Annotated in this window: 19 protein-coding genes and 7 tRNA genes; 12 read left to right on the top strand and 14 right to left on the bottom strand. The window is 73.4% G+C overall.

Annotation, left to right across the window (positions count from 1 at the left end):
* Window positions 1-13: 13 nt before the first annotated feature.
* Window positions 14-454: a hypothetical protein gene (locus ABD973_RS26475; protein ID WP_345502467.1), complete on the bottom strand. Its 441-nt coding sequence runs from the start codon at window positions 452-454 to the stop codon at window positions 14-16.
* Between the two features lie 152 nt (window positions 455-606).
* On the opposite strand from ABD973_RS26475, the gene ABD973_RS26470 reads away from it, so the two are divergent.
* The gene (locus ABD973_RS26470) at window positions 607-1,110 is read left to right on the top strand and encodes a DsbA family protein (protein ID WP_125820549.1); all 504 of its coding nucleotides are present in this window, start codon (window positions 607-609) and stop codon (window positions 1,108-1,110) included.
* On the opposite strand, the gene ABD973_RS26465 is transcribed toward ABD973_RS26470, so the two are convergent.
* The 4 genes from ABD973_RS26465 to ABD973_RS26450 form a co-directional block, all read right to left on the bottom strand.
* On the bottom strand, window positions 1,107-1,775 hold the full coding sequence (locus ABD973_RS26465) for a hypothetical protein (protein ID WP_345502465.1): 669 nt from the start codon (window positions 1,773-1,775) through the stop codon (window positions 1,107-1,109). The two genes, ABD973_RS26470 and ABD973_RS26465, sit on opposite strands and share 4 nt — an antisense overlap.
* An 11-nt stretch (window positions 1,776-1,786) precedes the next feature.
* Entirely contained in the window at window positions 1,787-2,611 is an 825-nt protein-coding gene (locus tag ABD973_RS26460) for a GNAT family N-acetyltransferase (RefSeq protein WP_345502463.1), read from the bottom strand.
* A 62-nt stretch (window positions 2,612-2,673) separates the two neighbouring features.
* Complete coding sequence (locus ABD973_RS26455; RefSeq protein WP_125597164.1) at window positions 2,674-3,495, bottom strand: aminotransferase class IV; 822 nt, start codon at window positions 3,493-3,495, stop codon at window positions 2,674-2,676.
* Entirely contained in the window at window positions 3,492-4,577 is a 1,086-nt protein-coding gene (locus ABD973_RS26450; protein ID WP_164720856.1) for a chorismate-binding protein, read from the bottom strand. The genes ABD973_RS26455 and ABD973_RS26450 overlap by 4 nt, the downstream gene beginning before the upstream one ends.
* Before the next feature lie 180 nt (window positions 4,578-4,757).
* On the opposite strand from ABD973_RS26450, the gene ABD973_RS26445 reads away from it, so the two are divergent.
* The 7 genes from ABD973_RS26445 (at window position 4,758) to ABD973_RS26415 (ending at window position 5,447) form a co-directional block, all read left to right on the top strand.
* Window positions 4,758-4,830: transfer RNA gene (locus ABD973_RS26445), tRNA-Gly, on the top strand.
* A 40-nt stretch (window positions 4,831-4,870) separates the two neighbouring features.
* Window positions 4,871-4,944 (top strand) — tRNA-Cys (locus ABD973_RS26440).
* Window position 4,945: 1 nt separating this feature from the next.
* Window positions 4,946-5,017: transfer RNA gene (locus ABD973_RS26435), tRNA-Val, on the top strand.
* Window positions 5,018-5,040: 23 nt separating this feature from the next.
* Window positions 5,041-5,112, top strand: a tRNA-Val gene (locus ABD973_RS26430).
* Window positions 5,113-5,163: 51 nt separating this feature from the next.
* Window positions 5,164-5,232 (top strand) — tRNA-Val (locus ABD973_RS26425).
* A gap of 23 nt (window positions 5,233-5,255) precedes the next feature.
* Window positions 5,256-5,327 (top strand) — tRNA-Val (locus ABD973_RS26420).
* A 48-nt stretch (window positions 5,328-5,375) separates the two neighbouring features.
* Window positions 5,376-5,447 (top strand) — tRNA-Val (locus ABD973_RS26415).
* Window positions 5,448-5,698: 251 nt separating this feature from the next.
* Here the strand turns inward: ABD973_RS26415 and ABD973_RS26410 are convergent.
* Complete coding sequence (locus ABD973_RS26410; protein ID WP_386382226.1) at window positions 5,699-5,908, bottom strand: hypothetical protein; 210 nt, start codon at window positions 5,906-5,908, stop codon at window positions 5,699-5,701.
* 527 nt (window positions 5,909-6,435) lie between these two features.
* Between ABD973_RS26410 and ABD973_RS26405 the strand changes: the two genes are divergently transcribed.
* Complete coding sequence (locus ABD973_RS26405) at window positions 6,436-7,611, top strand: serine/threonine-protein kinase (RefSeq protein ID WP_125823906.1); 1,176 nt, start codon at window positions 6,436-6,438, stop codon at window positions 7,609-7,611.
* Window positions 7,612-7,665: 54 nt separating this feature from the next.
* Here the strand turns inward: ABD973_RS26405 and ABD973_RS26400 are convergent, their stop codons facing one another.
* A complete protein-coding gene (locus ABD973_RS26400) occupies window positions 7,666-8,481 on the bottom strand; it encodes a TrmH family RNA methyltransferase (protein ID WP_007263096.1) in 816 nt (271 codons plus the stop codon).
* 42 nt (window positions 8,482-8,523) lie between these two features.
* Window positions 8,524-9,747: a uroporphyrinogen-III C-methyltransferase gene (gene cobA, locus ABD973_RS26395; RefSeq protein WP_345502460.1), complete on the bottom strand. Its 1,224-nt coding sequence runs from the start codon at window positions 9,745-9,747 to the stop codon at window positions 8,524-8,526.
* Window positions 9,748-10,550: 803 nt separating this feature from the next.
* On the opposite strand from cobA, the gene ABD973_RS26390 reads away from it, so the two are divergent.
* On the top strand, window positions 10,551-10,856 hold the full coding sequence (locus ABD973_RS26390) for a hypothetical protein (RefSeq protein WP_345502458.1): 306 nt from the start codon (window positions 10,551-10,553) through the stop codon (window positions 10,854-10,856).
* Window positions 10,857-11,517: 661 nt separating this feature from the next.
* Here the strand turns inward: ABD973_RS26390 and cobT are convergent.
* From cobT to ABD973_RS26360, 6 genes are all read right to left on the bottom strand, one after another.
* The gene (cobT, locus tag ABD973_RS26385) at window positions 11,518-15,198 is read right to left on the bottom strand and encodes a nicotinate-nucleotide--dimethylbenzimidazole phosphoribosyltransferase (RefSeq protein ID WP_345502456.1); all 3,681 of its coding nucleotides are present in this window, start codon (window positions 15,196-15,198) and stop codon (window positions 11,518-11,520) included.
* 252 nt (window positions 15,199-15,450) lie between these two features.
* The gene (gene cbiE / locus ABD973_RS26380) at window positions 15,451-16,671 is read right to left on the bottom strand and encodes a precorrin-6y C5,15-methyltransferase (decarboxylating) subunit CbiE (RefSeq protein WP_345502454.1); all 1,221 of its coding nucleotides are present in this window, start codon (window positions 16,669-16,671) and stop codon (window positions 15,451-15,453) included.
* Window positions 16,672-16,850: 179 nt separating this feature from the next.
* A complete protein-coding gene (locus ABD973_RS26375; protein ID WP_125820559.1) occupies window positions 16,851-17,567 on the bottom strand; it encodes a GNAT family N-acetyltransferase in 717 nt (238 codons plus the stop codon).
* A 232-nt stretch (window positions 17,568-17,799) separates the two neighbouring features.
* Complete coding sequence (locus ABD973_RS26370) at window positions 17,800-18,666, bottom strand: MetQ/NlpA family ABC transporter substrate-binding protein (protein WP_125597312.1); 867 nt, start codon at window positions 18,664-18,666, stop codon at window positions 17,800-17,802.
* Between the two features lie 99 nt (window positions 18,667-18,765).
* Window positions 18,766-19,434, bottom strand: coding sequence for a methionine ABC transporter permease (locus ABD973_RS26365; RefSeq protein WP_125597309.1), 669 nt, complete (start codon window positions 19,432-19,434; stop codon window positions 18,766-18,768).
* Window positions 19,431-20,486, bottom strand: a complete 1,056-nt coding sequence (locus ABD973_RS26360; protein ID WP_125820560.1) for a methionine ABC transporter ATP-binding protein — start codon at window positions 20,484-20,486, stop codon at window positions 19,431-19,433. The genes ABD973_RS26365 and ABD973_RS26360 overlap by 4 nt, the downstream gene beginning before the upstream one ends.
* Window positions 20,487-21,157: 671 nt before the next feature.
* On the opposite strand from ABD973_RS26360, the gene ABD973_RS26355 reads away from it, so the two are divergent.
* Window positions 21,158-21,523 (top strand): hypothetical protein, encoded by a 366-nt coding sequence (locus tag ABD973_RS26355; protein ID WP_125820561.1) that lies wholly within the window; start codon window positions 21,158-21,160, stop codon window positions 21,521-21,523.
* On the top strand, window positions 21,516-21,932 hold the full coding sequence (locus ABD973_RS26350; protein WP_125597301.1) for a hypothetical protein: 417 nt from the start codon (window positions 21,516-21,518) through the stop codon (window positions 21,930-21,932). Before ABD973_RS26355 ends, ABD973_RS26350 begins: the two co-directional genes overlap by 8 nt.
* The last annotated feature ends 14 nt before the right edge of the window (window positions 21,933-21,946 follow it).

Genomic DNA, 21,946 nt, shown 5'->3' with positions numbered 1-21,946 from the left:
GCCGTCGCGCGGATCAGATCCCGTGCTTCTTGAGGATCGCCTCGATGTCGGAGAAGTCGTCCTCCGGGGCCGCCGCCGGGGCGGAACCCGCGTTCCGGCGGTCGCCCGTGCCCAGGGAGGGGACGGAGGCGTCCGGGGCGACGGCCTCCCGGCCCGGGTCCGCCCCGGCCGCCTTCGGGGCCTTCCCGGCCCGGCCCGGGCCGCGGCGCTCCACGGCCCGGGTGGTCATGAACAGCACCCACGCCAGGCCCAGCAGGCCGAAGCCGATCCAGACGGTCGGCTCGAAGACCATCCCGGACACCCACTCCACCATGCCGGTCAGCACCAGGCCCACCGGCACCAGGGAGTACGCCGTGATCCGCGTCGCGGCGAGGAAGCGCTTGCGGTACGCGGTCACTGCGGCGATGCCCAGGCCCGCCGCGGACACCGCGCAGCAGATGGTCTCGGCGAGCATGCGGTCCTCCGGCGGTCGGCGACGGGCGGTCTGTCCCTTCCATCCTGCACCGGCCCCCACCGCGGCGGCCATGCCCACGGGCCCGCGCGCCCGGATCTCCGGGAGATCTCGGGGTCGGATCTCCTCCTCAGGGGGTCTGGGAGACTGTCCGCATGACCGATTCCGTGATCCTCGAAGTCTGGTGCGAACTCCAGTGCCCGGACTGCCACAGCGCTCTGGACGACGTGCGCGCCCTGCGGGCCCGCTACGGCGACCGGCTGGACGTCCGGCTGCGGCACTTCCCGCTGGAGAAGCACAAGCACGCCTTCGCCGCCGCGCAGGCGGCCGAGGAGGCCGCGGAACAGGGCCAGGCCTGGCCGTACGCGGAGGCCGTGCTCGCCCGCACCGCCGAGCTGGGCGAGCGCGGCGAGGCCGTACTGCTCGACGTGGCGCGTGAACTGGGCCTGGACGTGGAGGAGTTCGACACCGCTCTGATCGACGGCCGGCACATCCTGATCGTCGACGCCGACCAGGCCGAGGGCAAGGCCATCGGCGTGAGCGGCACCCCGACGTACGTCATCGGCGGCGAGCGCCTGGACGGCGGCAAGAGCCAGGAGGGCCTGCGCGCCCGCATCGAGGAGATCGCGGACCGGCTGCTCGCGGGCGAGAGCGCCTAGGCCGAGGCACCAGGGGTCACGGCGGGCGGGCGCGCTTCCGCCGTGGCCGGGTACGGCCGGCCCGCGAGCCAGGCCGCGATCCGCCGCCGGAACTCGGGGTTGCCGTACGGGTTGTCCCAGCCCGCGATCCACTCCAGGTGGCCCAGGACCTCCGCCGAGCGGTGCGGGTGGGCCACCGCGACCACGTCGACGCCCCTCTCCCCCGTCGAGCAGATGACGTAGACGCTGCCGTCGAGCGCCATCATGCCGAAGCCCGGGTGGCCCGCGCGCACGCCGAGGAACGCCGACCCCGCACCCCGGCCCATGACGTCCCAGCGCTCCAGGAGCCGTACCCGCGTCCAGAGCGCGGGCGGCATCACCCGGGGGCCCTCGTGCATGTTCCGCAGGGCGGCCGCGTGCGTCCGGGTGCCCTGCGGGAGCATGACGAGGAACTCCCGGCGGTGGTCGAAGAGGCCCGTGGAGACGGCGAGCCCGTACCAGTCCTCGTTGAGCCGCTCCACCAGCCGCGGGGTGTCGTACGGGTGGGAGAAGTACCCGGCGACGTCCTCGGCCCCGTACGAGCCGACGAACGGCACCACACCGTCCGGCACGGCGTCCGGGATCACTTCCAGGCCGGCCCGCCGCAGCGGCCGGTACACCTTGCGCTCGCGCTCCTCGGCACCCATCGGGCACCAGGCTAGATGAGGTCCTTGCCGTAGTTGAGGCCGGTCGGCCGGTAGCCGAGGGACTCGTACAGGCGCAGGGCCGGGGTGTTGGCGGTGAACACGTGCAGCGCCAGCACCCGGTGGCCGGCGGCGATGGCCGTGCGTTCCGCGAGCAGCATCAGGTCGCGGCCGTACCCGTGCCCGCGGTGCTCCTCGGCGACGGCGACGTCGTAGACGTACGAGCCCTCCCCGGCCGCCGCCACCCACAGGTGGCCGACGGGGGTGCCCGCCGCCTCCAGGACGGCGAAGGTGACGCCGGGGGTGGCGAGCCCCCGCGGGAGCTGCGTGTCGTGGTCGGCCCGCGCCTTGGCGCGGGCGGCCTCCTCCGGCATCCCCCGGGCGACCCAGCTCGCCGCGTAGTCGGTGCGGGCCCGTACGTCCCAGGCCGCGTACTCGTCCGGGGTCATGGGCCGGCCCAGGACCCCCTCGGAGAGCGCGGGAGGCACGGCGGGGAGCTCCTTGGCCATGGTGCGGCCGGTCTCGGTGTACCCGAGGGCGGCGGCGAGCCGGAGCCCGCCCGGGGAGCCGGCCGGGACGCAGATGCTCACCCGGCGGCAGCCCCAGCCGCGCAGTACCTCCTCGGCGGCGAGGGCCGCGACGGTGGCCCGGCCGCGACGGCGGTCCGGCTCGTCGATGGCCAGGTCCCGGATCTCCCCCACCGTCGGCCCGAAGGGCGTGTCGGCGGCGATCAGCAGCGCCCCGACGCGCCTGCTGTTGACGCGGACCTCGTACGGACGCGAGCGCGCGCCGGAGTCGCTCTGCTGAAGCGGCCCGCTCGGCCGCAGGGTGGTGGTCATCGTCGAGTTCTACCCGCCCGGCGCCGCCGTGACCACGGGGCGTGGGGCGCCGCGGGGGAGGCTCAGGGGTCGATGTCGGAGGCGGCGCGCTCGTCGAAGACGCGCATGGCCTTGGCCGTGACGGGGCCGGGGGTGCCGGTCAGGAGGCGCCCGTCGACGCGGTGGACGGCCTGTACGTCGCGCAGGGTGGAGGTCAGGAAGACCTCCTCGGCGCGTTCCAGGACGTCGAAGGGGAGGTCGGTCTCCTTCGCCCCGGTCCATGCGACGGCCAGTGCGCGGGTGATGCCCGCGAGGCAGCCCGAGGCGACGGGCGGGGTGTGGATCTCGCCGTCGAGGACGACGAAGACGTTGGAGCCGGTGCCCTCGCAGAGCTGTCCGACGGTGTTGGCGAAGAGGGCCTCGGAGGCTCCCGCCCGGGCGGCCCGGTCGAGGGCGACGACGTTCTCTGCGTACGAGGTGGTCTTCAGGCCGGTCAGCGCGGAGCGCTCGTTGCGGACCCAGGGGACGGTGATCACGGCGGTGGTGTCGGGCCGGCGGGTGGTCTCGCCGACGGCGACGACCAGGGTGGGTCCGGCGTCGCCGCGGTCGGAGCCCAGCGGGGAGAGCCCGCCGGTGTAGGTGATCCGGAGCCGGCCGAGCGGGACGGGGTTGGCCTCCAGTACGGCGGCGCAGGCGCGGCGGACCTCGTCGAGGTCGGGGTCCGGCAGGCCCAGGCCGCGCGCGGAGCGGGTCAGCCGCTCCAGGTGGCGGGTGAGGGCGAAGAGGGTGCCGTCCTGGGCCTTGACCGTTTCGAAGACGCCGTCGCCCACGGTCAGCCCGTGGTCCAGTACGGACACCTTCGCGTCATCGGCGTCGCGCAGCGTGCCGTCGAGCCAGATCCTCACCGTACGGTTCCTCCACTCAGGTCGTGCGTCGTCTCGTGTACGCCGGGCAGGGGCTCGCCGGAGGCCAGTGCGACCAGCCGGGCGGCCTTCAGCTCGGTCTCGGCCCATTCCCGTTCGGGGTCGGAGCCCCAGGTGATCCCGGCGCCCGTGCCGAAGCTCAGGCGGGGGCCGCCGGGTGCCTCGCGGTCGATCCAGAAGGTGCGGATGCCCACGGCGAGCGCGGCGGTGCCGCGGTCGGCGTCGACCCAGCCGATGCCCCCACAGTAGGGGCCGCGGGGGGCGGTCTCCAGCTCTTCGATGATCCGCAGGGCGGAGGACTTGGGGGCGCCGGTGACCGAGCCGGGCGGGAAGGTGGCGGCGAGCAGCTCGGGCCAGCCGCTGCCCTCGGCGAGTTCGCCGCTGACGGTGGAGACGAGGTGGACGAGGCCGGGGTGCTCCTCCAGGGCGCACAGTTCGGGGACGGTGACGGAGCCGGTGGAGCAGACGCGTCCGAGGTCGTTGCGGACGAGGTCCACGATCATCACGTTCTCGGCGTGGTCCTTGGGCAGCAGGTCGGCGGCGGTGCGCCCGGTCCCCTTGATGGGTCCGGACTCGACCTGGCGGCCGTGGCGGCTGAGGTAGAGCTCGGGGGAGGCGGTGGCGATCTCGACGCCGTGGGCCCTGAGCCGAATCGTTCCTGCGTAGGGGGCGGGGTTGCCGCGCGCGAGGAGCGAGGTCAGGGCGTCCACGTCGGCGGAGGCCGGGTCCGGCAGGGGCGCGGACATCACGCGGCAGAGATTGGCCTGGTAGACCTCCCCGGCCGCGATGTACTCGCGGATCCGCCGGACGCCGGCCACGTACGCGGAGCGGTCCAGCGAGGAGGACCAGCGTTCGGCGGCCGGGCCGCGCCAGGCCCCCGGCACGGGCGCGGGCACGGGGTCGGGGCGTATGTCTCCGAAGCGCGCGCAGACCAGCCGGCCTTCGAAGTCTGCGGTCACCGCCCAGAACCCGGTGGAGTCGAGGGCCGAGGGGTCGCTGGTGACGTCTCGGAGGTCGGTCGCGAGAAGGCCGCCGAAGCGGGCCAGGGGAGGCAGGTCGTGCACGGCTGCGAGTCTATGACCGGTGGCGGGATGGCGCCGGTGAGGTGACCGACGGGTGACCTTTGGTGATCGGGTGGCAGCACGCTGCGGAAACGCGTTTTTGAGCTGGCCCGGGAATCCGCTAGAGTTCAACACGTCGCCAGGGAGCGCCGGGGAAAAACCCGGAGCGAACACGGTGACACTGCGGACGTAGCTCAGTTGGTAGAGCACCACCTTGCCAAGGTGGATGTCGCGAGTTCGAGTCTCGTCGTCCGCTCTGAGTGGGGGATCTTCCCGAGAACCCCTGCACACTCCGAGGTGGAGTGGCCGAGAGGCGAGGCAACGGCCTGCAAAGCCGTCTACACGGGTTCAAATCCCGTCTCCACCTCCATGGACGATTAGCTCAGCGGGAGAGCGCTTCCCTGACACGGAAGAGGTCACTGGTTCAATCCCAGTATCGTCCACTTGGTTCCTCACGGATCCACCCGCGCGATTAGCTCAGCGGGAGAGCGCTTCCCTGACACGGAAGAGGTCACTGGTTCAATCCCAGTATCGCGCACGCAACACCGCCCGACCTGCGGCTTCGCATCACGCGAAGAAGGTCCCCGCGCGATTAGCTCAGCGGGAGAGCGCTTCCCTGACACGGAAGAGGTCACTGGTTCAATCCCAGTATCGTCCACTTGGTTCCTCACGGATCCACCCGCGCGATTAGCTCAGCGGGAGAGCGCTTCCCTGACACGGAAGAGGTCACTGGTTCAATCCCAGTATCGCGCACGCAACACCGCCCGACCTGCGGCTTCGCATCACGCGAAGAAGGTCCCCGCGCGATTAGCTCAGCGGGAGAGCGCTTCCCTGACACGGAAGAGGTCACTGGTTCAATCCCAGTATCGCGCACCGCACCGGAAGCCCCGGCCGTCATGACGGCCGGGGCTTCCGCGTTGCCGGACAGGCGGACAGGCGGACAGCCGGGCACGTGGACGTCCGGGCACGGGTGCGTCCGGGCACGCGAAAAAGGGTGCTGCCCGTCCGACTCCCCAGTCGTACGGGCAGCACCCTTCACCTGCCGTCCGCCGCTCCCCCGTCCCCACGGGGTGCGACAGGCCGATGTCCCGGCCCGGACCGCTCTTCCGGGCCCGGGGCGCCGCTCAGCGCCCCAGCATCACGCCCACGGACGACGCCTGCGCCGCCACCTGCTCGAAGCCCCCGAAGAGGAAGAGCAGGAGGGCGGCCAGGGGGAGGACCATGGCCGCGGCCACCAGCGGGTGCCGCGTGCCGGACTCATGGCCGTTGAACGCGAATGCCTTGCGTCCCTGCCGTGCGATGTCCGCCATGGTCCTCTCCCTGTCGTCTGGCAGCGGCGGGCCCGTGACCTCGGGGGACGAGTGCGCCACCCGCCGCTTGTCTTCAACACTAGGCGGCCGGAAGGCTCCTGGCCTCATGCCCTCGTACCCCTTGGCGGGCCTCCAGGAGGATGACGGGGCCGGCCCCCGCGTACTCCCCTGGGTGGAGATCCCTCCCCCGTGATGGGGGTCTTCCCGGAGGGGGCTATCGGAGCGTAGTGACTTCGCTCACTTCCGTCACTCCCCGCACACGCATGTCTTCGTACGGGGCGTTGACGACCCCGCCCGCCGCGGCGGCCCGGTCCCCCTCGGATCCGGCCCGCCGCGGAGCCGGTGTGGGCGCCAATCCCCTTGGCCCGAGGGCCGTTTGGACCGGAGTGCCGGTGGCGGGCCGCGGTGGGGTGCGGGAGCCGACGCACCCTCAAGTGGCCTGCCCCGCACTGAGAATCGAATCCCTCCGGGAGGGCGCGGCCTCTGAGCGCCCGTGCCGGATGGTCCGTAAGCTGTGCCAGATCAGCAGGACGACCGTCAGCGGGGTGGACATGGCGATGATGCGGCTCCGGCGCGAGGACCCGCGTGTCGTCGGCTCGTTCAGACTGCACCGGCGGCTCGGTGCCGGCGGCATGGGCGTGGTCTACCTGGGGTCGGACCGGCGCGGCCAGCGCGTGGCCCTCAAGGTGATCCGGCCCGACCTGGCCGAGGACCAGGAGTTCCGCTCCCGGTTCGCCCGCGAGGTGTCCGCGGCCCGGCGGATCCGCGGCGGCTGCACGGCCCGGCTGGTCGCCGCCGACCTGGACGCGGAACGCCCCTGGTTCGCCACCCAGTACGTGCCCGGCCCCTCGCTGCACGACAAGGTCGCCGAGGAAGGGCCCCTGACGGCCGCGCAGATCGCCGCGATCGGTGCCGCGCTCTCCGAGGGCCTGGTCGCCGTGCACGAGGCGGGGGTGGTCCACCGGGACCTGAAGCCCTCGAACATCCTGCTCTCCCCCAAGGGCCCCCGCATCATCGACTTCGGCATCGCCTGGGCGACCGGGGCCAGCACCCTGACCCACGTGGGCACCGCGGTCGGCTCCCCCGGCTTCCTCGCGCCCGAGCAGGTGCGCGGCGCCGCCGTCACCCCGGCCACGGACGTGTTCGCGCTGGGTGCCACGCTCGCCTACGCGGCCACCGCCGACTCGCCCTTCGGACACGGCAGTTCCGAGGTGATGCTGTACCGCGTGGTGCACGAGGAACCGCACCTGGCCGGCGTCCCGGACGCGCTCGCGCCGCTGGTACGGGCCTGCCTGGCCAAGGACCCCGAGGAGCGGCCCACCACGCTCCAGCTGTCGATGCGGCTCAAGGAGATCGCCGCCCGCGAGGCGCAGGGGCTGGGCGACGGACGCCCGCCGGCGCAGCGGGCCCGCGTGGAGCGGCCCGCGGCACGGCCCGACGGCCGGGGCCCGGGCCACGCGGACCGCGGCACGGAGCGGCGTACCGGGGGCCCGACCCCCGTCGCCAGGCCGCAGGGCCCCCACAGCGGGCCCCAGTCGCGGCCCTCCTCGCCCCGCAACCCCGGATCCACCGCCGGGCGCACCGGCGGCCGCACGGGCCCGCGTACGACCGGCACGGGGCGCCGCCCCTCGCGGCCGGACCCGAAGCTGCTGCGGCAGCGGCTGATCGTGTTCGTCGTGGTGACCCTGATCGTGGCCCTGGGCATCGCCCTCGCGCAGAAACTCTGAAGGGGTGCCCCGCCGGCCGGCGGGGCACCCCTTCGTGCGGGACTACGGCCGCGGCTACGCGCGGCCGCTGCCCGCCACCGCGTAGAAGGCGACGGCCGCGGCCGCGCCCACGTTCAGCGAGTCCACGCCGTGCGCCATGGGGATGCGCACCCACTCGTCGGCGGCGACCAGCGCCTGCGTCGAGAGCCCGTCGCCCTCCGCGCCCAGCATCAGCGCGACCCGGTCCAGGGTCTGGGGGGCCGCCACGTCGATCGGCGAGGCCTTCTCGTGCGGGGTGAGGGCGAGGAGCTTGAAGCCCGCCTCCCGCACCGTGTCCAGGCTCTTGGGCCATGCCTCCAGGCGGGCGTACGGGACGGAGAACACCGCGCCCATCGACACCTTGACCGAGCGCCGGTACAGCGGGTCCGCGCAGTCCGGCGACAGCAGCACGGCGTCCATGCCGAGGGCGGCGGCGCTGCGGAAGATGGCCCCGATGTTGGTGTGGTCGTTGACCGCCTCCATGACGGCCACCCGGCGCGCCGACGCCAGCAGCTCCTGCGCCGTGGGCAGCGGCTTGCGCTGCATCGAGGCGAGCGCGCCGCGGTGCACGTGGTAGCCGGTGACCCGCTCGGCGAGGTCGGGGCTGACGGCGTAGACGGGGGCGGGGAGCTCGTCGATGACGTCGCGCATGACGTCGACCCACTTGGCCGAGAGCAGCATCGACCGCATCTCGTACCCGGCGTCCTTGGCCCGCCGGATGACCTTCTCGCCCTCGGCGATGAACAGGCCCTCGGCGGGCTCGCGGCGGCGCCGGAGTTCGACGTCGGTCAGGCCCGTGTAGTCGCGCAGGCGCGGGTCGTCGGGGTCTTCGATGGTGATGAGATCAGCCACAGGGTGATACTGCCTTGTCCTGGGTGCGGTGCCAACGGCCTGTCAGGCGTCGGTGAGGGGTGCGTTGACGCGTACGACGTCACCGATGACGATGACGGCCGGCGGGCGGACCTCCTGCGCCTTGACGGTCTCGCCGACCGTGGCGAGGGTGGCGTCCACCCGGCGCTGGGTGGCGGTGGTGCCCTCCTGGACGACCGCGACGGGCGTGTCGGCGGAGCGGCCGTGGCGGACCAGGGCCTCCGCGATCAGGCCGATCTTGTCGACGCCCATGAGGACGACGATCGTGCCGGTGAGCTTGGCGAGGGCCGCCCAGTCGACCAGGGAGCGCGGGTCGTCCGGTCCGACGTGCCCGCTGACCACGGTGAACTCGTGCGCGACCCCGCGGTGGGTGACGGGGATCCCGGCGGCGCTCGGCACCGAGATGGAGCTGGAGATGCCGGGCACGACGGTGCAGGCGATCCCCTCGGCGGCGAGCGCCTGGAGCTCCTCCATGCCGCGGCCGAAGACGTACGGGTCGCCGCCCTTGAGCCGGACCACGGCCTTGCCGGCCTTGGCGTGCTCGATCAGGGCGTTGTTGATGGCCTCCTGGGCCATGAAACGGCCGTACGGGATCTTCGCGGCGTCGATGACCTCGACGTGCGGCGGGAGCTCGTCCAGCAGGTCGCGGGGGCCGAGCCGGTCGGCGATGACCACGTCGGCCTCGGCGAGCAGGCGCCGGCCGCGCACGGTGATCAGGTCCGGGTCGCCGGGCCCGCCGCCGACGAGGGCGACACCGGGGACGCGGGGCCGGGCGGCGCTCAGGGAACCGTCGCGCAGCCCCTCGACGACCGCGTCGCGCACGGCGGCGGAGCGGCGCGGGTCGTTGCCGCTGAGCACGGCGACGGTTACGCCCTCCACCCGGCCGGTGGCCGGGGTCCAGGCGGTGGCGGCATCAGCGTCGTCGGCGCGCACGCACCAGACGCGGCGGGCCTCGGCCTCGGCGGAGGCGGCGTCGTTGGCGGCCCGGTCCCGGGTCGCGATCAGCGCGTACCAGGCACCTTCGAGGTCACCGTCCTGGTAGCGGCGCCGCTCCCAGCGGATCTCGCCGGTCGCCGCCATCACGTCCACGGAGGGGGTCGCGGAGGGGGAGACCAGCAGCACGTCGGCCCCTGCCGCGACGAGCGCGGGCAGCCGGCGCTGGGCGACCTGCCCGCCGCCGATGACGACGACGCGGCGCCCTGCCAGACGGAGTCCTACGGGGTAGGCGGGGTGTGCCGGGTTTGCCATGGCGGTTGCGGCTCCTGATGCGGCGGGGTGTGGACGGCGGCTGCCGCTGCTGCGCTGGAGCGGCTGGTCGGGCACACGGTGCGGGGCACCCGCCCGGGACCACGATACGACCCATCGCCGCCGGGGGAACCTGCGGGGCCGAAGTTCGCGGAGGAGGTTTCGCCTGGTCGGGGTGGTGATGGCGGGATCCCGGCGGCCCGGATCGGAGCGGGCGGGGGCTTTCCCGTCAGTCCCATCGTCCTTCCGGTCCGGGCCGGTCCCTCAAGGGCGCTCCTTCGTCGCGTCGCTACGCGATGGCCTTCGGCCACCCTTGACCGACCGACCCGAACCGGAAAGCCGAAAGACTGCCGGGAAACCCCCAAAGAAACGGCACGGACGATTCCTTGGAGGAGCGGGTCCCTCAGCGATGAGGCGAGGGGCCAGGCGCCGGCCCGCCCGACATCCGCCCCCCACGTCCGCAATTCCGGACCAGGGGCGCTACAACCCGCACGAGAAGACGACCAGAGCAGCCCAGGAAGCCGACAGGCGCGACAGATCGCTACACGCTCCCCATTTCTCAGCGTCCGACGACCGTCCGGGGCCGATACCCGCACGAGAGGCCGACGAGGCCGTCCTCCGGCTCCGAGGGACGCACCGGATCGCTACGCGCGTCCCTCATCCCGGCGCCTGCGGGCCGTCTGGGGCTGGTCTTGGGCGGGCTGGACGTTGTCCACGGCGGTCGTGAACTCTCGGCCAACGCCTGCCAGCAGTGGGCGGATACAGTGCGCTGGGGCATCGCGGGATGCCGGTCATGGGGGGACGGCATGGGACGCAGCAAGCTGCCCGTGGAGAACGTCGGCAAGAGCGACTTCTGTCTCTTCGTCGAGCCGTACGGCGAGGACTACTACCTGAAGCCGGGCGAGGTCTTCACGGTCGCGCCGGCAGACGAGGGGATCGACGTCTGGTTCACCACCCTCGTCTGGGAGGGCGGCATCACCGTCTGGCTCTACGAGGACGGCGACCCGACCAAGATCGTCTTCGAATGCACGGTCACCGACGCCAACGGAACGGTGCTGGAGTGCGGTCACCAGAGGCCGCCCGCGCCAACCGGCTCCGACCGGGCTTCGTAGGGACCCCAGACGGGCCGCAGGCGCCGAGACGCGAGGAGCGCGTAGCGATCTGTCGCGCCTGACGGAGCCCTTCGCCGTCCTGATCGCCGTCTCATGACAGCAGCGGCCCCGGACGGTCGACGGCCGCCAAGCAAGGAGGAGCGCGTAGCGATCTGCTGCGCCGTGGGGGCTCCGCCGGTGGACTTGGTCAACCTCTCGTGCGGGTAGTCGCGCCCCTGGCGCGGAATCGCGGATGTGAGGCCCCGGATGCCCGGCGGGGCCGGCGCCCGGCCGCTCGTCTCAGCACTGAGATGCCCGCTCCTCCAAGGATCGTCCGTCCCGTTTCTTTGGGGGCTTCCCGTCAGTCTTTCGGCATTCCGGGGCGGGTCGGTCTGTCAAGGGTGGCCGAAGGCCATCGCGAAGCGACGCGACGAAGGAGCGCCCTTGACAGGCCGGCCCGAACCGGAAGGACGATGGGACTGACGGGAAACCCCCAACCTGCTCTGATCCCGCCCGAGGGGATGCCGCTCCCCGGCCACCGGCCCGCAGACGGGGAGGCGGGTGGGCAGCCGCCGACCGGCCCCCACCCCTCGAGGGGAGATAGCAGGCCCAAACCCCGAAAAGCCCCGGGGCCGGACACCCTCTGGTGTCCGGCCCCGGCGCGCAGGAAGGTGCGTACCCGCTACTTCTCCGTCACGCCCGCCGAGTCGAACGTGGCCACCTCGTGCATCGCGCGGGCCGCGCTCTGGACCAGGGGGAGGGCCAGGAGGGCGCCGGTGCCTTCGCCGAGGCGGAGGTCCAGGTCGACCAGGGGGCGCAGGCCGAGCTTGTTGAGGGCGGCCACGTGGCCCGGTTCCGCGCTGCGGTGGCCCGCGATGCAGGCCGACAGGGCTTCGGGGGCGATGGCGCGGGCCACCAGGGCGGCCGCGCCGGCGCTCACGCCGTCCAGGATGACCGGGGTGCGCAGGGAGGCGCCGCCGAGGAGCAGGCCGACGATCGCGGCGTGCTCCAGGCCGCCGATGGCCGCCAGGACGCCGATCGGGTCGTTCGGGTCGGGCTGGTGGAGCTCCAGGGCGCGGCGTACGACCTCGACCTTCCGGGCGTGCGTCTCGTCGTTGATGCCGGTGCCGCGTCCGGTGACCTCCGCCGGGTCGACTCCGGTGAAGACGGAGATGAGGGCGGCCGACACCGTGGTGTTGGCGATGCCCATCTCGCCCGTCAGGAGCGCCTTGTTGCCGGCCGCGACGAGGTCGCGCGCGGTCTCGATGCCGACCTCGATGGCCGCGATGGCCTCCTCGCGGGACATCGCGGGGCCGACGGACAGGTCGTCGGTGCCGGGGCGGACCTTGCGCGGGAGCAGGCCCGGGGTGGCGGGGAGGTCCCCGGCCACGCCGACGTCGATGACGCAGACCTCGGCGCCGACCTGGTTGGCGAAGGCGTTGCAGACGGCCCCGCCGCCCAGGAAGTTGGCCACCATCTGCGTGGTGACCTCCTGGGGCCACGGGGTGACGCCCTGGGCGTGGACGCCGTGGTCACCGGCGAAGATCGCGACGGCGGCGGGCTCCGGGATCGGCGGCGGGCAGACCCGCGACAGGCCGGACAGCTGCGCGGAGATGATCTCCAGCATGCCGAGCGCGCCCGCCGGCTTCGTCATGCGCTTCTGCCGCTCCCAGGCCTCGCCGAGCGCCTTCGCGTCGAGCGGCCGGATGGAGGCCACGGTCTCGGAGAGCAGGTCGTGCGGGGCCTCGCCGGGCAGCGCGCGGCGCCCGTACGTCTCCTCGTGGACGACCCAGGCCAGCGGACGCCGCTGCGACCAGCCCGCCTGCATCAGCTCCGGCTCCTCGGGGAACTCGTCGACGTACCCGACGCACAGGTACGCGACGACCTCCAGGTGCTCGGGGAGCCCCAGCGCGCGGACCATCTCCCGCTCGTCGAAGAAGCTGACCCAGCCGACGCCGAGGCCTTCGGCGCGTGCGGCGAGCCAGAGGTTCTCGACGGCGAGGGCGGAGGAGTACGGGGCCATCTGCGGCTGGGTGTGCCGGCCGAGGGTGTGGCGGCCGCCGCGGGTGGGGTCGGCGGTGACGACGATGTTCACCGGGGTGTCGAGGATGGCCTCGATCTTCAGTTCCTTGAACTGCTTGGCCCGGCCCTTGGGCAGCGACTTGGCGTAGGCCTCGCGCTGCTTCTGGGCGAGCTCGTGCATCGTCCGGCGGGTCTCGGCGGAGCGGATGACGACGAAGTCCCAGGGCTGCGAGTGGCCGACGCTGGGCGCGGTGTGGGCCGCCTCCAGGACGCGGAGCAGCACCTCGTGCGGGATGGGGTCGGTGCGGAAGCCCTTGCGGATGTCGCGGCGCTCGCGCATCACGCGCAGGACGGCTTCGCGCTCCGCGTCGGCGTATCCCGGGGCCGGTTCGCCGACGGGGCCCGCGGGGGCCGGCTCGGCGGCTTCGGCTTCGGCGGCCTCGGCCGGGGCGGGCTCGGTGGCCTCGGCGGCCTGTACGGGCCGGGGCTGCGGCTCGGCGACGGGCTCCGGCCCGGCTTCGGCGGCGGCTTCAGCGGGCGCCTCGGCCTGGACCACCGCTTCCGCGGGGCCCGCCTCGGCGGCGACCGCCGTCACGGCGACGGGAGCCGCGTCGGGCTCGGCGGCCTGCGCGGGCTCGGCCGGGGTCTCCGGCGCGTCGGGCGCGGCTGCGGCGGCGGGAGCGGCCTCGGCCGGGGCGCCGGCGGCGGGAGCGGGGGCCTCGGGGGCCGTCGGGGCCTCTTCGGCGGCGGGAGCGGCCTCGGCAGCGGCCTCCGGCGCGGGCTGGGCGGCGGCGTCGGCCGCGACGGGGGCGGCGGCGACGGGCTCGGCCGTCCACGGGGCACCGGCCTGCGGCGGGACCTCGCCGGGCTGGGGCGCGGCGGGAGCGAGGTCGAGGTACTCGGGGCCGGGGGCGGCGGCCGGCTCGGCCTCGGGGGCCTGGGCGGCGGCTTCGGAAGCCTGGGCGGCGGCCTCGGCGGCGGCGGCCTCGGCGGCGATGGCGGCGGCCACCTGGGGGGCCAGCACCACGACGGGCTCCGCGGGGGCGGGCTCCTCAGGGGCGGGCTCCGTGACCACGGGCTCCGCGGCAGCGGACTCCACGGCGACGGGCTCCGACGCGACGGCCACGGCTTCGGCGGGCACGGCTTCGGCGGGCACGGCTTCGGCGGGCACGGCTTCGGCGGGATCGGCTTCGACGCCCGCGGCTTCGACGGCTTCGGCGGCCACGGCAGGCTCCCCGACGACGGGCTCCCCCACCACGGCCTCCGCCACGACGGCCTCCGCCTGCGCGGCGGGAACGCCCTGCTCAGCCGCAACACCCTGCGTGGCGGGAACACCCTGCTCGACGACCGGCGCTGCCTGCTCAGCCGCGGCAGCCTGCTCGGCCGCCACGCCCTGCTCGGCCGGCGCAGCCTGCTCAGCGGGAACGGCCTGCGCCACACCGGACGCCGCCTCCACACCGGACGCCGCCTCCACGCCGGGCGCAGCCTGCGCATCAGGCGCCGCCTCCACACCGGGCGCCACCTGCGCGTCAGCCGCCACCTGCACCCCGGGAGCCACCTGCACCCCGCCAGCCGCCTGGACACCCGGCGCGACCTGCACCCCGCCAGCCGCCTGGACACCCGGCGCCACCTGCACACCCGGCGTCATCGTCGCGGCCGACGGTGCCGGCGCGGCCGCCGGCCCCCGGTCGGCGAGGGAGCGTACGACTCCCCCGGTGGCGTCGGGCACGGGCGGGCCCATGTGCAGCGGGCGGCGCGGCGGCATCACGGCGGCCGCGGGCGGGACCTGCCCGGCGGCGGGGGCCGCGGGCGGGACCACGAGGCCGCCGAGGTCGAGGGAGCCGGAGTCGCGGCCGCCGGTCTCGTGGGCGCCGGCGCTGTACGCGGCGGGGTCGGCGAAGGTGCCGGGGGCGGGGTAGCCCGCCTCGGGGAAGCCGGGTGCGGGCTGTCCCGGCGCGGCGGGGGCGGGGAAGGCTTCGGGGTAGCCGGGCTCCGGGAAGCCGAGTGGGCCGGGCTCGGGGTATCCGGCGGCGGGGGCCTGCGGGTACTCGGTGTAGACGGGTTCCGCCGGGAAGTCGCCGGGGAAGGACGGGACCGGGGGGACGACCTGCGGGTCGCTCCAGGAGCCCTGCCCGTGGCCGCTCGGCATCAGCAGCAGTTCCTCGTCCTCGGCCTCGGACGGGTCGTCCACGAGGTCCTGGAAGGCGTAGCCGGCCGGGGCCTGGGGCGGCATGGGGGGCAGCGGCGGCATCTGGGGGACCTGCGCGGGACTGCCCTGCTGATCCACCATGCCCGTGTTGTCCGGGTGACCCTCGCCCGGGACCTGGCCGGTGTCAGTCATGCGTACCCCTCGCCCATCGGTGTTGCCTCTTCGATCGCCCGGCCGCCCAGCGGGCCCTCCGTGCGGACTTTGCCGTGCGGGGTCGTCGCGCGGTGCGCCGTCTCTCGTGCGCACGCACAACAACTCCTGAGCATTGTCGCGCTCGTCGGCCTCCGTGTCGGCCAGAAACCGGCACGGTCCGCTGTGGACTGCGCCACGTCGCGCGTCCACCAGGGCGGTACGACGATCGGCCAGCCTACCCCGGGCTCCGCGTCAGCGGTTCACGGGGCGTTCGCCTGCCAGCAGGAACACCACGGAACGCTCCTGTTCCGCCCAGGTCCGGGGGTCGAGGCCGACGGACTGGAGGAGCGCGCACTCGACGGCGTACCCGTGTTCGGTGAGGGTGCGTCCGATCGCCTCGGCCTCGTCGCGCGTCGAGGCGTGGCTGACGATGCGTTCGGGGCGTCGTTCGGCGACGGCGGCGATGACGGGGGGTCCGCCGCCGCCGACGCGGACGACGTCGGGTTCCGGGAGGCTCTCCAGTACGTGTGGAGCGCGGCCCGAGACCACCTGGATCTGGACACCGCGCTTGCGGGCGGCGGCGGTTACGCGTTCGCAGGCGCGGGGGTCGGCGTCGACGGCGATGACGGCGGCGCCGTGGGCGGCGGCGTCCACGGCGAGGGCTCCGGTGCCGGCGCCGATGTCCCAGAGGAGGTCTCCGGTGCGGGGTCCGAGCCGGGCGAGCTGGGCGGCGCGCAGCTGGACGGACTCCCCTTCACCGGGCCGGGGTCCGTCCGCGGCGGGCTGCGGGCGGGCCCAGCCGCGTACGGGGGCGGGTCCGGGGCCGCGGCCGAGCAGCCAGCCGGGGTCGGCGGCGGTGGGGGCGTGGCCGGCGCCGCCGATGACGATGACGACGTTGGGGTCGCGCCAGCTGTGGTCGGCGGCGGCGTCGGAGGTGAGGACGGTGACGCGTTCGCGGTCGGTGCCGAGTTCCTCGCAGATGACGAAGGTGCGGTGGATCCCTTCGAGGAGCAGGGCGAGTTCGGCGGGGCCGGCGCCGGGTGAGGTGAGGACGGCGACCTTGGTGTGGGCGCGGCAGACGTTGACGGCGCGGCGCAGGGTTCGGGGGTGGGCGACGACGACCTGGGCGTCGTCCCAGGGCATTCCGGCGCGGGCGAAGGCGGCGGCGACGGCGGAGACGGCCGGGACGACTTCGACTTCGAGGCCGTGTTCGGGGGCGCGGAGGGTGCGGACGACGCCGAAGAAGCCGGGGTCGCCGTCGGCGAGGACGACGGCGGTGCCGCGGTGGCCGGCGATGCGGCGGGCGGCGAGGCCGAGACTGCCGAGGCGGATGCGTTCCGCGCCGGGCGGGATCTCGGGGAGCGCGAGGTGGTGGGCGGCTCCGGCCACGAGGGTGGCGGCGGAGAGCGCGGAGCGGGCGGCCGCGGTCAGGGGGGAGCCGTCCCATCCGATCACCGTGACCCGGTCGGCCATCGTCGTCGGTCTCCTGGAGTGGGGGGTGGGAGAAACCGCCTTCGGCGCCTTCGGCCTCGTGAGGTGGTTTCAGGGGTTTTCAGGGGGTCACGGTGAGACTACCCGGTCATCGGGCCGGTCCCGGTCGGCTTGCGGCCCGGTCCCGGTCGGCCATCGCGCCGGCGCCGGCCGGCCCGCGGTCAGCGGCGGTCGGCGCCGACGGCGTAGCCGTGTGCGCCGGCGCGGCGGCGCAGGGGGTAGCCGTCGTCGTGGCCGGGGCGGCCGGCGGGGCCGGGGCGGGCGTGGCGGCTCTCGTACACGTCGTACTCGTCGGTGTCGTCGAGGTCCTCGGGGACCAGGCTCCAGACGATGAGGTCGGTGCGGGTGTCGGTCCAGCTGCCGTCCGCGGCCTGGGTGCGCACTATCGCCACGTTGCGCAGGACGCCTTCGCTGATGCAGCCGATCTTCTGGGCGACCTGCTGGGAGGCGGTGTTGTCGGCGGCGGTGCGCAGTTCGAGTCTTTCGAAGCGCTGGTCGCGCAGGAGCCACTGGGCGACGGCGAGGACGGATTCGCTGGCGTAGCCCTCGCCCCGGGCCCAGGGGGCGGTGACGTAGCAGGCTTCGGTGGTGCGGGTACGCCAGTCGGTGTTCTGGAGGTGGACGACGCCCACGAGGCGCTGGGTGAGGAACTCGGTGACGGCGAGGACGATGCCGCGGCCTTCGGTGCGCTCGGCGTGGGAGAGGGCGGTGGCCCAGGCGCGGGCGTGGGCGGGGGTGTAGGGGTGCGGTACGGAGGTCCAGGCGGTGACCTGCTCGTCGTTCATCATCTCGGCGAGCGCGGTGACGTCGTCCTCCTCGAAGGGGCGCAGCACCAGCCGGTCCGTGCTGATGGTGACGTCCGGGAAGGTGGTAGTCATGCGCAGCTCCATGCCTGGGACCGTGGGGCGGGACCGTTCGTGCCGGCCCGTTCGTACGGGACCGCCGTGCGGGACCGTTTGTGCGGGTCGTAGGCCACAGCATGCAGCATCGGCCGGGGGATGTGCAGGGCCGGGCTGCCCGGAAGCGGGCAGGGCCCGACAAGCCCGCGGCCCCGCGCGCCCGGGTGGGTGCGCGGGGCCGGGAATCCGGCGTCTACCAGGCGGTCTTGGGTCAGGCGGCGGGGGTGCCGAAGGCCGGGATGACCGAGCCCTGGTACTTCTCCTCGATGAACTTCTTGACCTCGTCGGTGTTCAGGAGCTTGGCGAGCTTCTGGATGCGCGGGTCGTTCTGCTTGCCTTCCTTGACCGCGAGGAAGTTGGCGTACGGGTTGCCCTCGGCCTTCTCCAGGGCCAGGGCGTCCTTGGCGGGCGAGAGCTTGGCCTCGAGGGCGTAGTTGCCGTTGATGACGGCGGCGTCGACGTCGTTCAGGGCGCGCGGGACCGTGGCGGCCTCCAGCTCCTTGAACTCCAGGCCCTTCTTGTCGGTGATGTCGGACAGCTTGGCGCTGGTGCCGACCCCGTCCTTGAGGGTGATCAGCTTGTTGGCGGCGAGCAGCTGGAGCGCGCGGCCCTCGTTGGTGGTGTCGTTGGGGACGGCGACGGTCTGGCCGGGCTTGAGGTCGGTGAGGGCCTTGAGCTTCTTGGAGTAGAGGCCGAGGGGTTCCAGGTGGACGTTCACGACGGGCACGATGTGCGTGCCGTTCTTCTTGTTGAAGTCGTCGAGGTACGGCTTGTGCTGGAAGAAGTTGCCGTCGACCTGGCCCTGCTCGGTGGCGGTGTTGGGCAGGACGTAGTCCGTGAACTCCTTCACCTCCAGCTTGAGGCCGTCCTTGGCCGCGAGCTTGTCCTTGACGAAGTTCAGGATGTCGGCGTGCGGGCTCGGGGAGGCTGCGATGACCAGGGGCTTGGTCTCGTCGACCTTGCCGCCGTCGGTCTTGGCGGCCGTGGACGGGTCCGAGGAGCTGCCGCAGGCGGTGAGGCCGAGGGCGAGCGCTGCGGAGGCGGCGGCGATGGCGGTGAGCTTGGTGTTCTTGCGCACGAAGAGTGCCTTTCTTGCTTTTCGCGGGTGTTCGCGGGGTGGTGGCCCAAGCACGACAAGTGCGGGCTTTCCTTTGTGGGGAAGTCTGGGGTGGGGCTGTCAGGCGGTCCGGCCGCGGCGCGCGAGGACGCGTACCACGCCGTCGCCGATCAGCTGGATCACCGTGACGAGGGCGATGAGGACGGCGACGGTGGCGAACATGAAGCCGGTCTCGAAGCGCTGGAAGCCGTAGGTGATGGCCTTGGAGCCGAGTCCTTCGCCGCCGACGGCGCCCGCCATGGCGGAGTAGCCGACGAGGGTGATCACGGTGGTGGTGACGGCGGCGACCAGGGAGGGCAGGGCCTGCGGGAGCAGGACCTTGCCGACGAGGGTGGGGATGCCGCCGCCCATGGACTCGACGGCCTCGATGAGGCCGTGGTCGACCTCGCGGACGGCGGTCTCGACGAGCCGGGCGAAGAAGGGGACGGCACCGATGGCGAGCGGGACGATCATGGCGGTGGGGCCGATGAAGGTGCCGACGACGGCGGTGGTGACCGGGATCAGGAAGATCAGCAGGATGATGAACGGCAGCGAGCGGCCTATGTTCACGATCACGCCGAGGACCTTGTTGAGCGGCTGGTTCTGCAGGAGGCCGCCCTTGTCGGTGAGGACGAGGAGGATGCCGATGGGCAGTCCGCCGAGGACGGTCACCAGGGTGGACCACAGCACCATGTAGAGGGTGTCGTACGTGCCCTGGGTGAGCAGGGGCTGCATCTCGGACCAGGTCACTTGGCACCTTCCTTGACCAGTGCGGCGATCTCGGAGTCGAGGTCGGAGTCCTCGTCGACGATGTCGACCTGGAGGCCCTGCTCGCGCAGGAAGCCGACGGGCACCACGTTGTCCTCGTAGCGGCCGGGGAGTTCGATGCGCATGCGGCCGATCTGGCGGCCGGCGACGGTGTCCATCGCGGCGCCGAGGATCGAGATGTCGATGTTGTACGTGCGCGAGAGCTGGGAGATGACCGGCTGGGTGGCGGCCTCGCCGTGGAAGGTGACGTCGACGACGGTGCGGTCGGGGCCGGTGGCGCTGCCGCTGACCGGGAAGAGTTCGGCCGCGAGCTCGGAGCCGGGGGTGGCGAGCAGTTCGGCGACGGTGCCGGACTCGATGATCCGGCCCTTCTTCATGAGGGCGGCGGAGTCGCAGACGGCCTTGACGACGTCCATCTCGTGGGTGATGAGGAGGACGGTGAGGCCGAGCTGGCGGTTGAGGTCGCGCAGCAGCTGGAGGATGGAGCGGGTGGTCTCGGGGTCGAGGGCGCTGGTGGCCTCGTCGGAGAGGAGCACCTTGGGGTCGCCGGCCAGGGCGCGGGCGATGCCGACGCGCTGCTTCTGGCCGCCGGAGAGCTGGGTGGGGTAGGCCTTCGCCTTGTCGGAGAGGCCGACGAGGTCGAGGAGTTCCAGGGCCTTGCGGGAGCGTTCGCGGCCGGAGACGCCGAGGATCTCCAGGGGGAGCTCGATGTTGGCCTGGACGGTGCGCGAGGACAGCAGGTTGAAGTGCTGGAAGACCATGCCGATGCGGCTGCGGGCCTCGCGGAGTTCCTTGCCGGCGCGGCGGCCGCGGCCGGCGAGGGCGGTGAGCTCGACGCCGTCCACGGTGACGGTGCCGCTGGTGGGGCGTTCCAGCAGGTTCACGCAGCGGATGAGGGAGGACTTGCCGGCGCCGCTCTGGCCGATGACTCCGTATACCTCGCCCTCGCGGACGTGCAGGTCGACGCCGTCCAGGGCGGTGACCTCGCGGCCACGGGACTGGTAGACCTTCGTGAGGCCCGATGTGGTGATCACAGGATTTCCGTCGCTGTCGAGTGCACGGGGTGCGGGTTGCCGTGCACGGGGCAAACATCTGGGGACGCGATACGGGTCTAACCGTCACAAAACGATGGTGTCGACGCGTGCGCGGGGCAGGAGCGGTCCGTACCGGGGATCAGTCGGCGGTGTGGTGCGACTGGGGCGCGGAGCTGCCCGGCCGGTCTCGCTTCGGGGCGCGAGACTGCGTGAAAGGGGCCCTCAGAAGGCGCACATTCGACACATACAACGAGCACCGGGCGTCATCGTCGCCTCGGTCGCAAGGGTGCGGCTGCTCGTCGTGGTCATGTGCCCCAGTAAAGCAGACATGGCGACTCACCGATCAATGCTGTCCGGATAGCGGACGGAAACCGGTCGCCATCCGGACAGGAGTGGACTGGACCAGTCAGTCGGCGGGGTCCGTCTCCAGCGTGATCCCACCCGCGCTGACCAGCGCGGACACGGCCGACAGGGGCCGGGACGAACACGTCCGCGTGGAGCTCGAGGGCCTGGTGCGTTGTGGTCAAGGCCACGGTCCGCCACGGTCCGCATGCCGGCCGGGCGTCCGCCCGTACGTGCCGGGCGTCCGCCCGTACGTCCCGCGACAGCGGCCCGGCGATGCCGCGAGGGGCGGGCGCGTCGGGCCTCGAGGCCCGTAATACCCTCGCTGCATGCTCGTCGCCCTGACGGTCGCCATCGGCGCGGCCGCACTCGCCCTCGCCGCCTGGTGCGGCCACGCCGCATGGCGGGACCAGCCGACCAAGGACTGGCACTTCATCGGCATGGCCGTGGTGACCGCGCTGGTCCTGGCCCAGCTGGTGATCGGCCTGGTCCAGCTGGGCCGGGGCGAGAAGCCCGAACAGGGCACGGTGATCTTCGTGGCCTACCTGCTGGGTGCCTTCGCGGCGGTTCCGGCGGCCGGGATGCTCTCGCTGACCGAGCGCACCAAGTGGGGCTCGGTGACGGTGGCCGCGGGCGCGGTCGTCCTCGCCGTGCTGGAAGTACGGCTCTACGACATCTGGGGATCCGGTGCCTGACACGACGACCGCCCCGCCCGCCGGGCGCAAGCGACTGGTCTCCGGTCCCGGGCTGCTGCTGGTGTGGCTCTACGGGGTGATGGTGGTCGGCGCGCTCTCGCGCTCGGTCTACCAGATCTCCACCGAGTTCGACCGGGCGCCGCTGGCGTACTCGCTGTCGGCCGCGGCGGCCGTGGCGTACGCGTTCATCACGTACTCGCTGGTGCGCGGCGGGGAGACGGCCCGCCGGGCGGCGCTGGTGTGCTGCGGCGTCGAGCTCGCGGGCGTGCTGGCCGTCGGGACCTGGACGCTGGTGCGGCCCGACTCCTTCCCGGACGCCACCGTGTGGTCGGACTTCGGGATGGGCTACCTCTTCATCCCCGTGATCCTGCCGGTGACCGGGATGCTCTGGCTCCGCTCGAAGCGCTGAGGGCTCCGCTCGAA

Origin of the sequence: Streptomyces racemochromogenes (assembly GCF_039535215.1) — a bacterium.
Lineage (GTDB): Bacteria > Actinomycetota > Actinomycetes > Streptomycetales > Streptomycetaceae > Streptomyces > Streptomyces racemochromogenes.
Note: the sequence above shows the minus strand (reverse complement) of the source record. Positions and strands in the feature narration are given on the sequence as shown.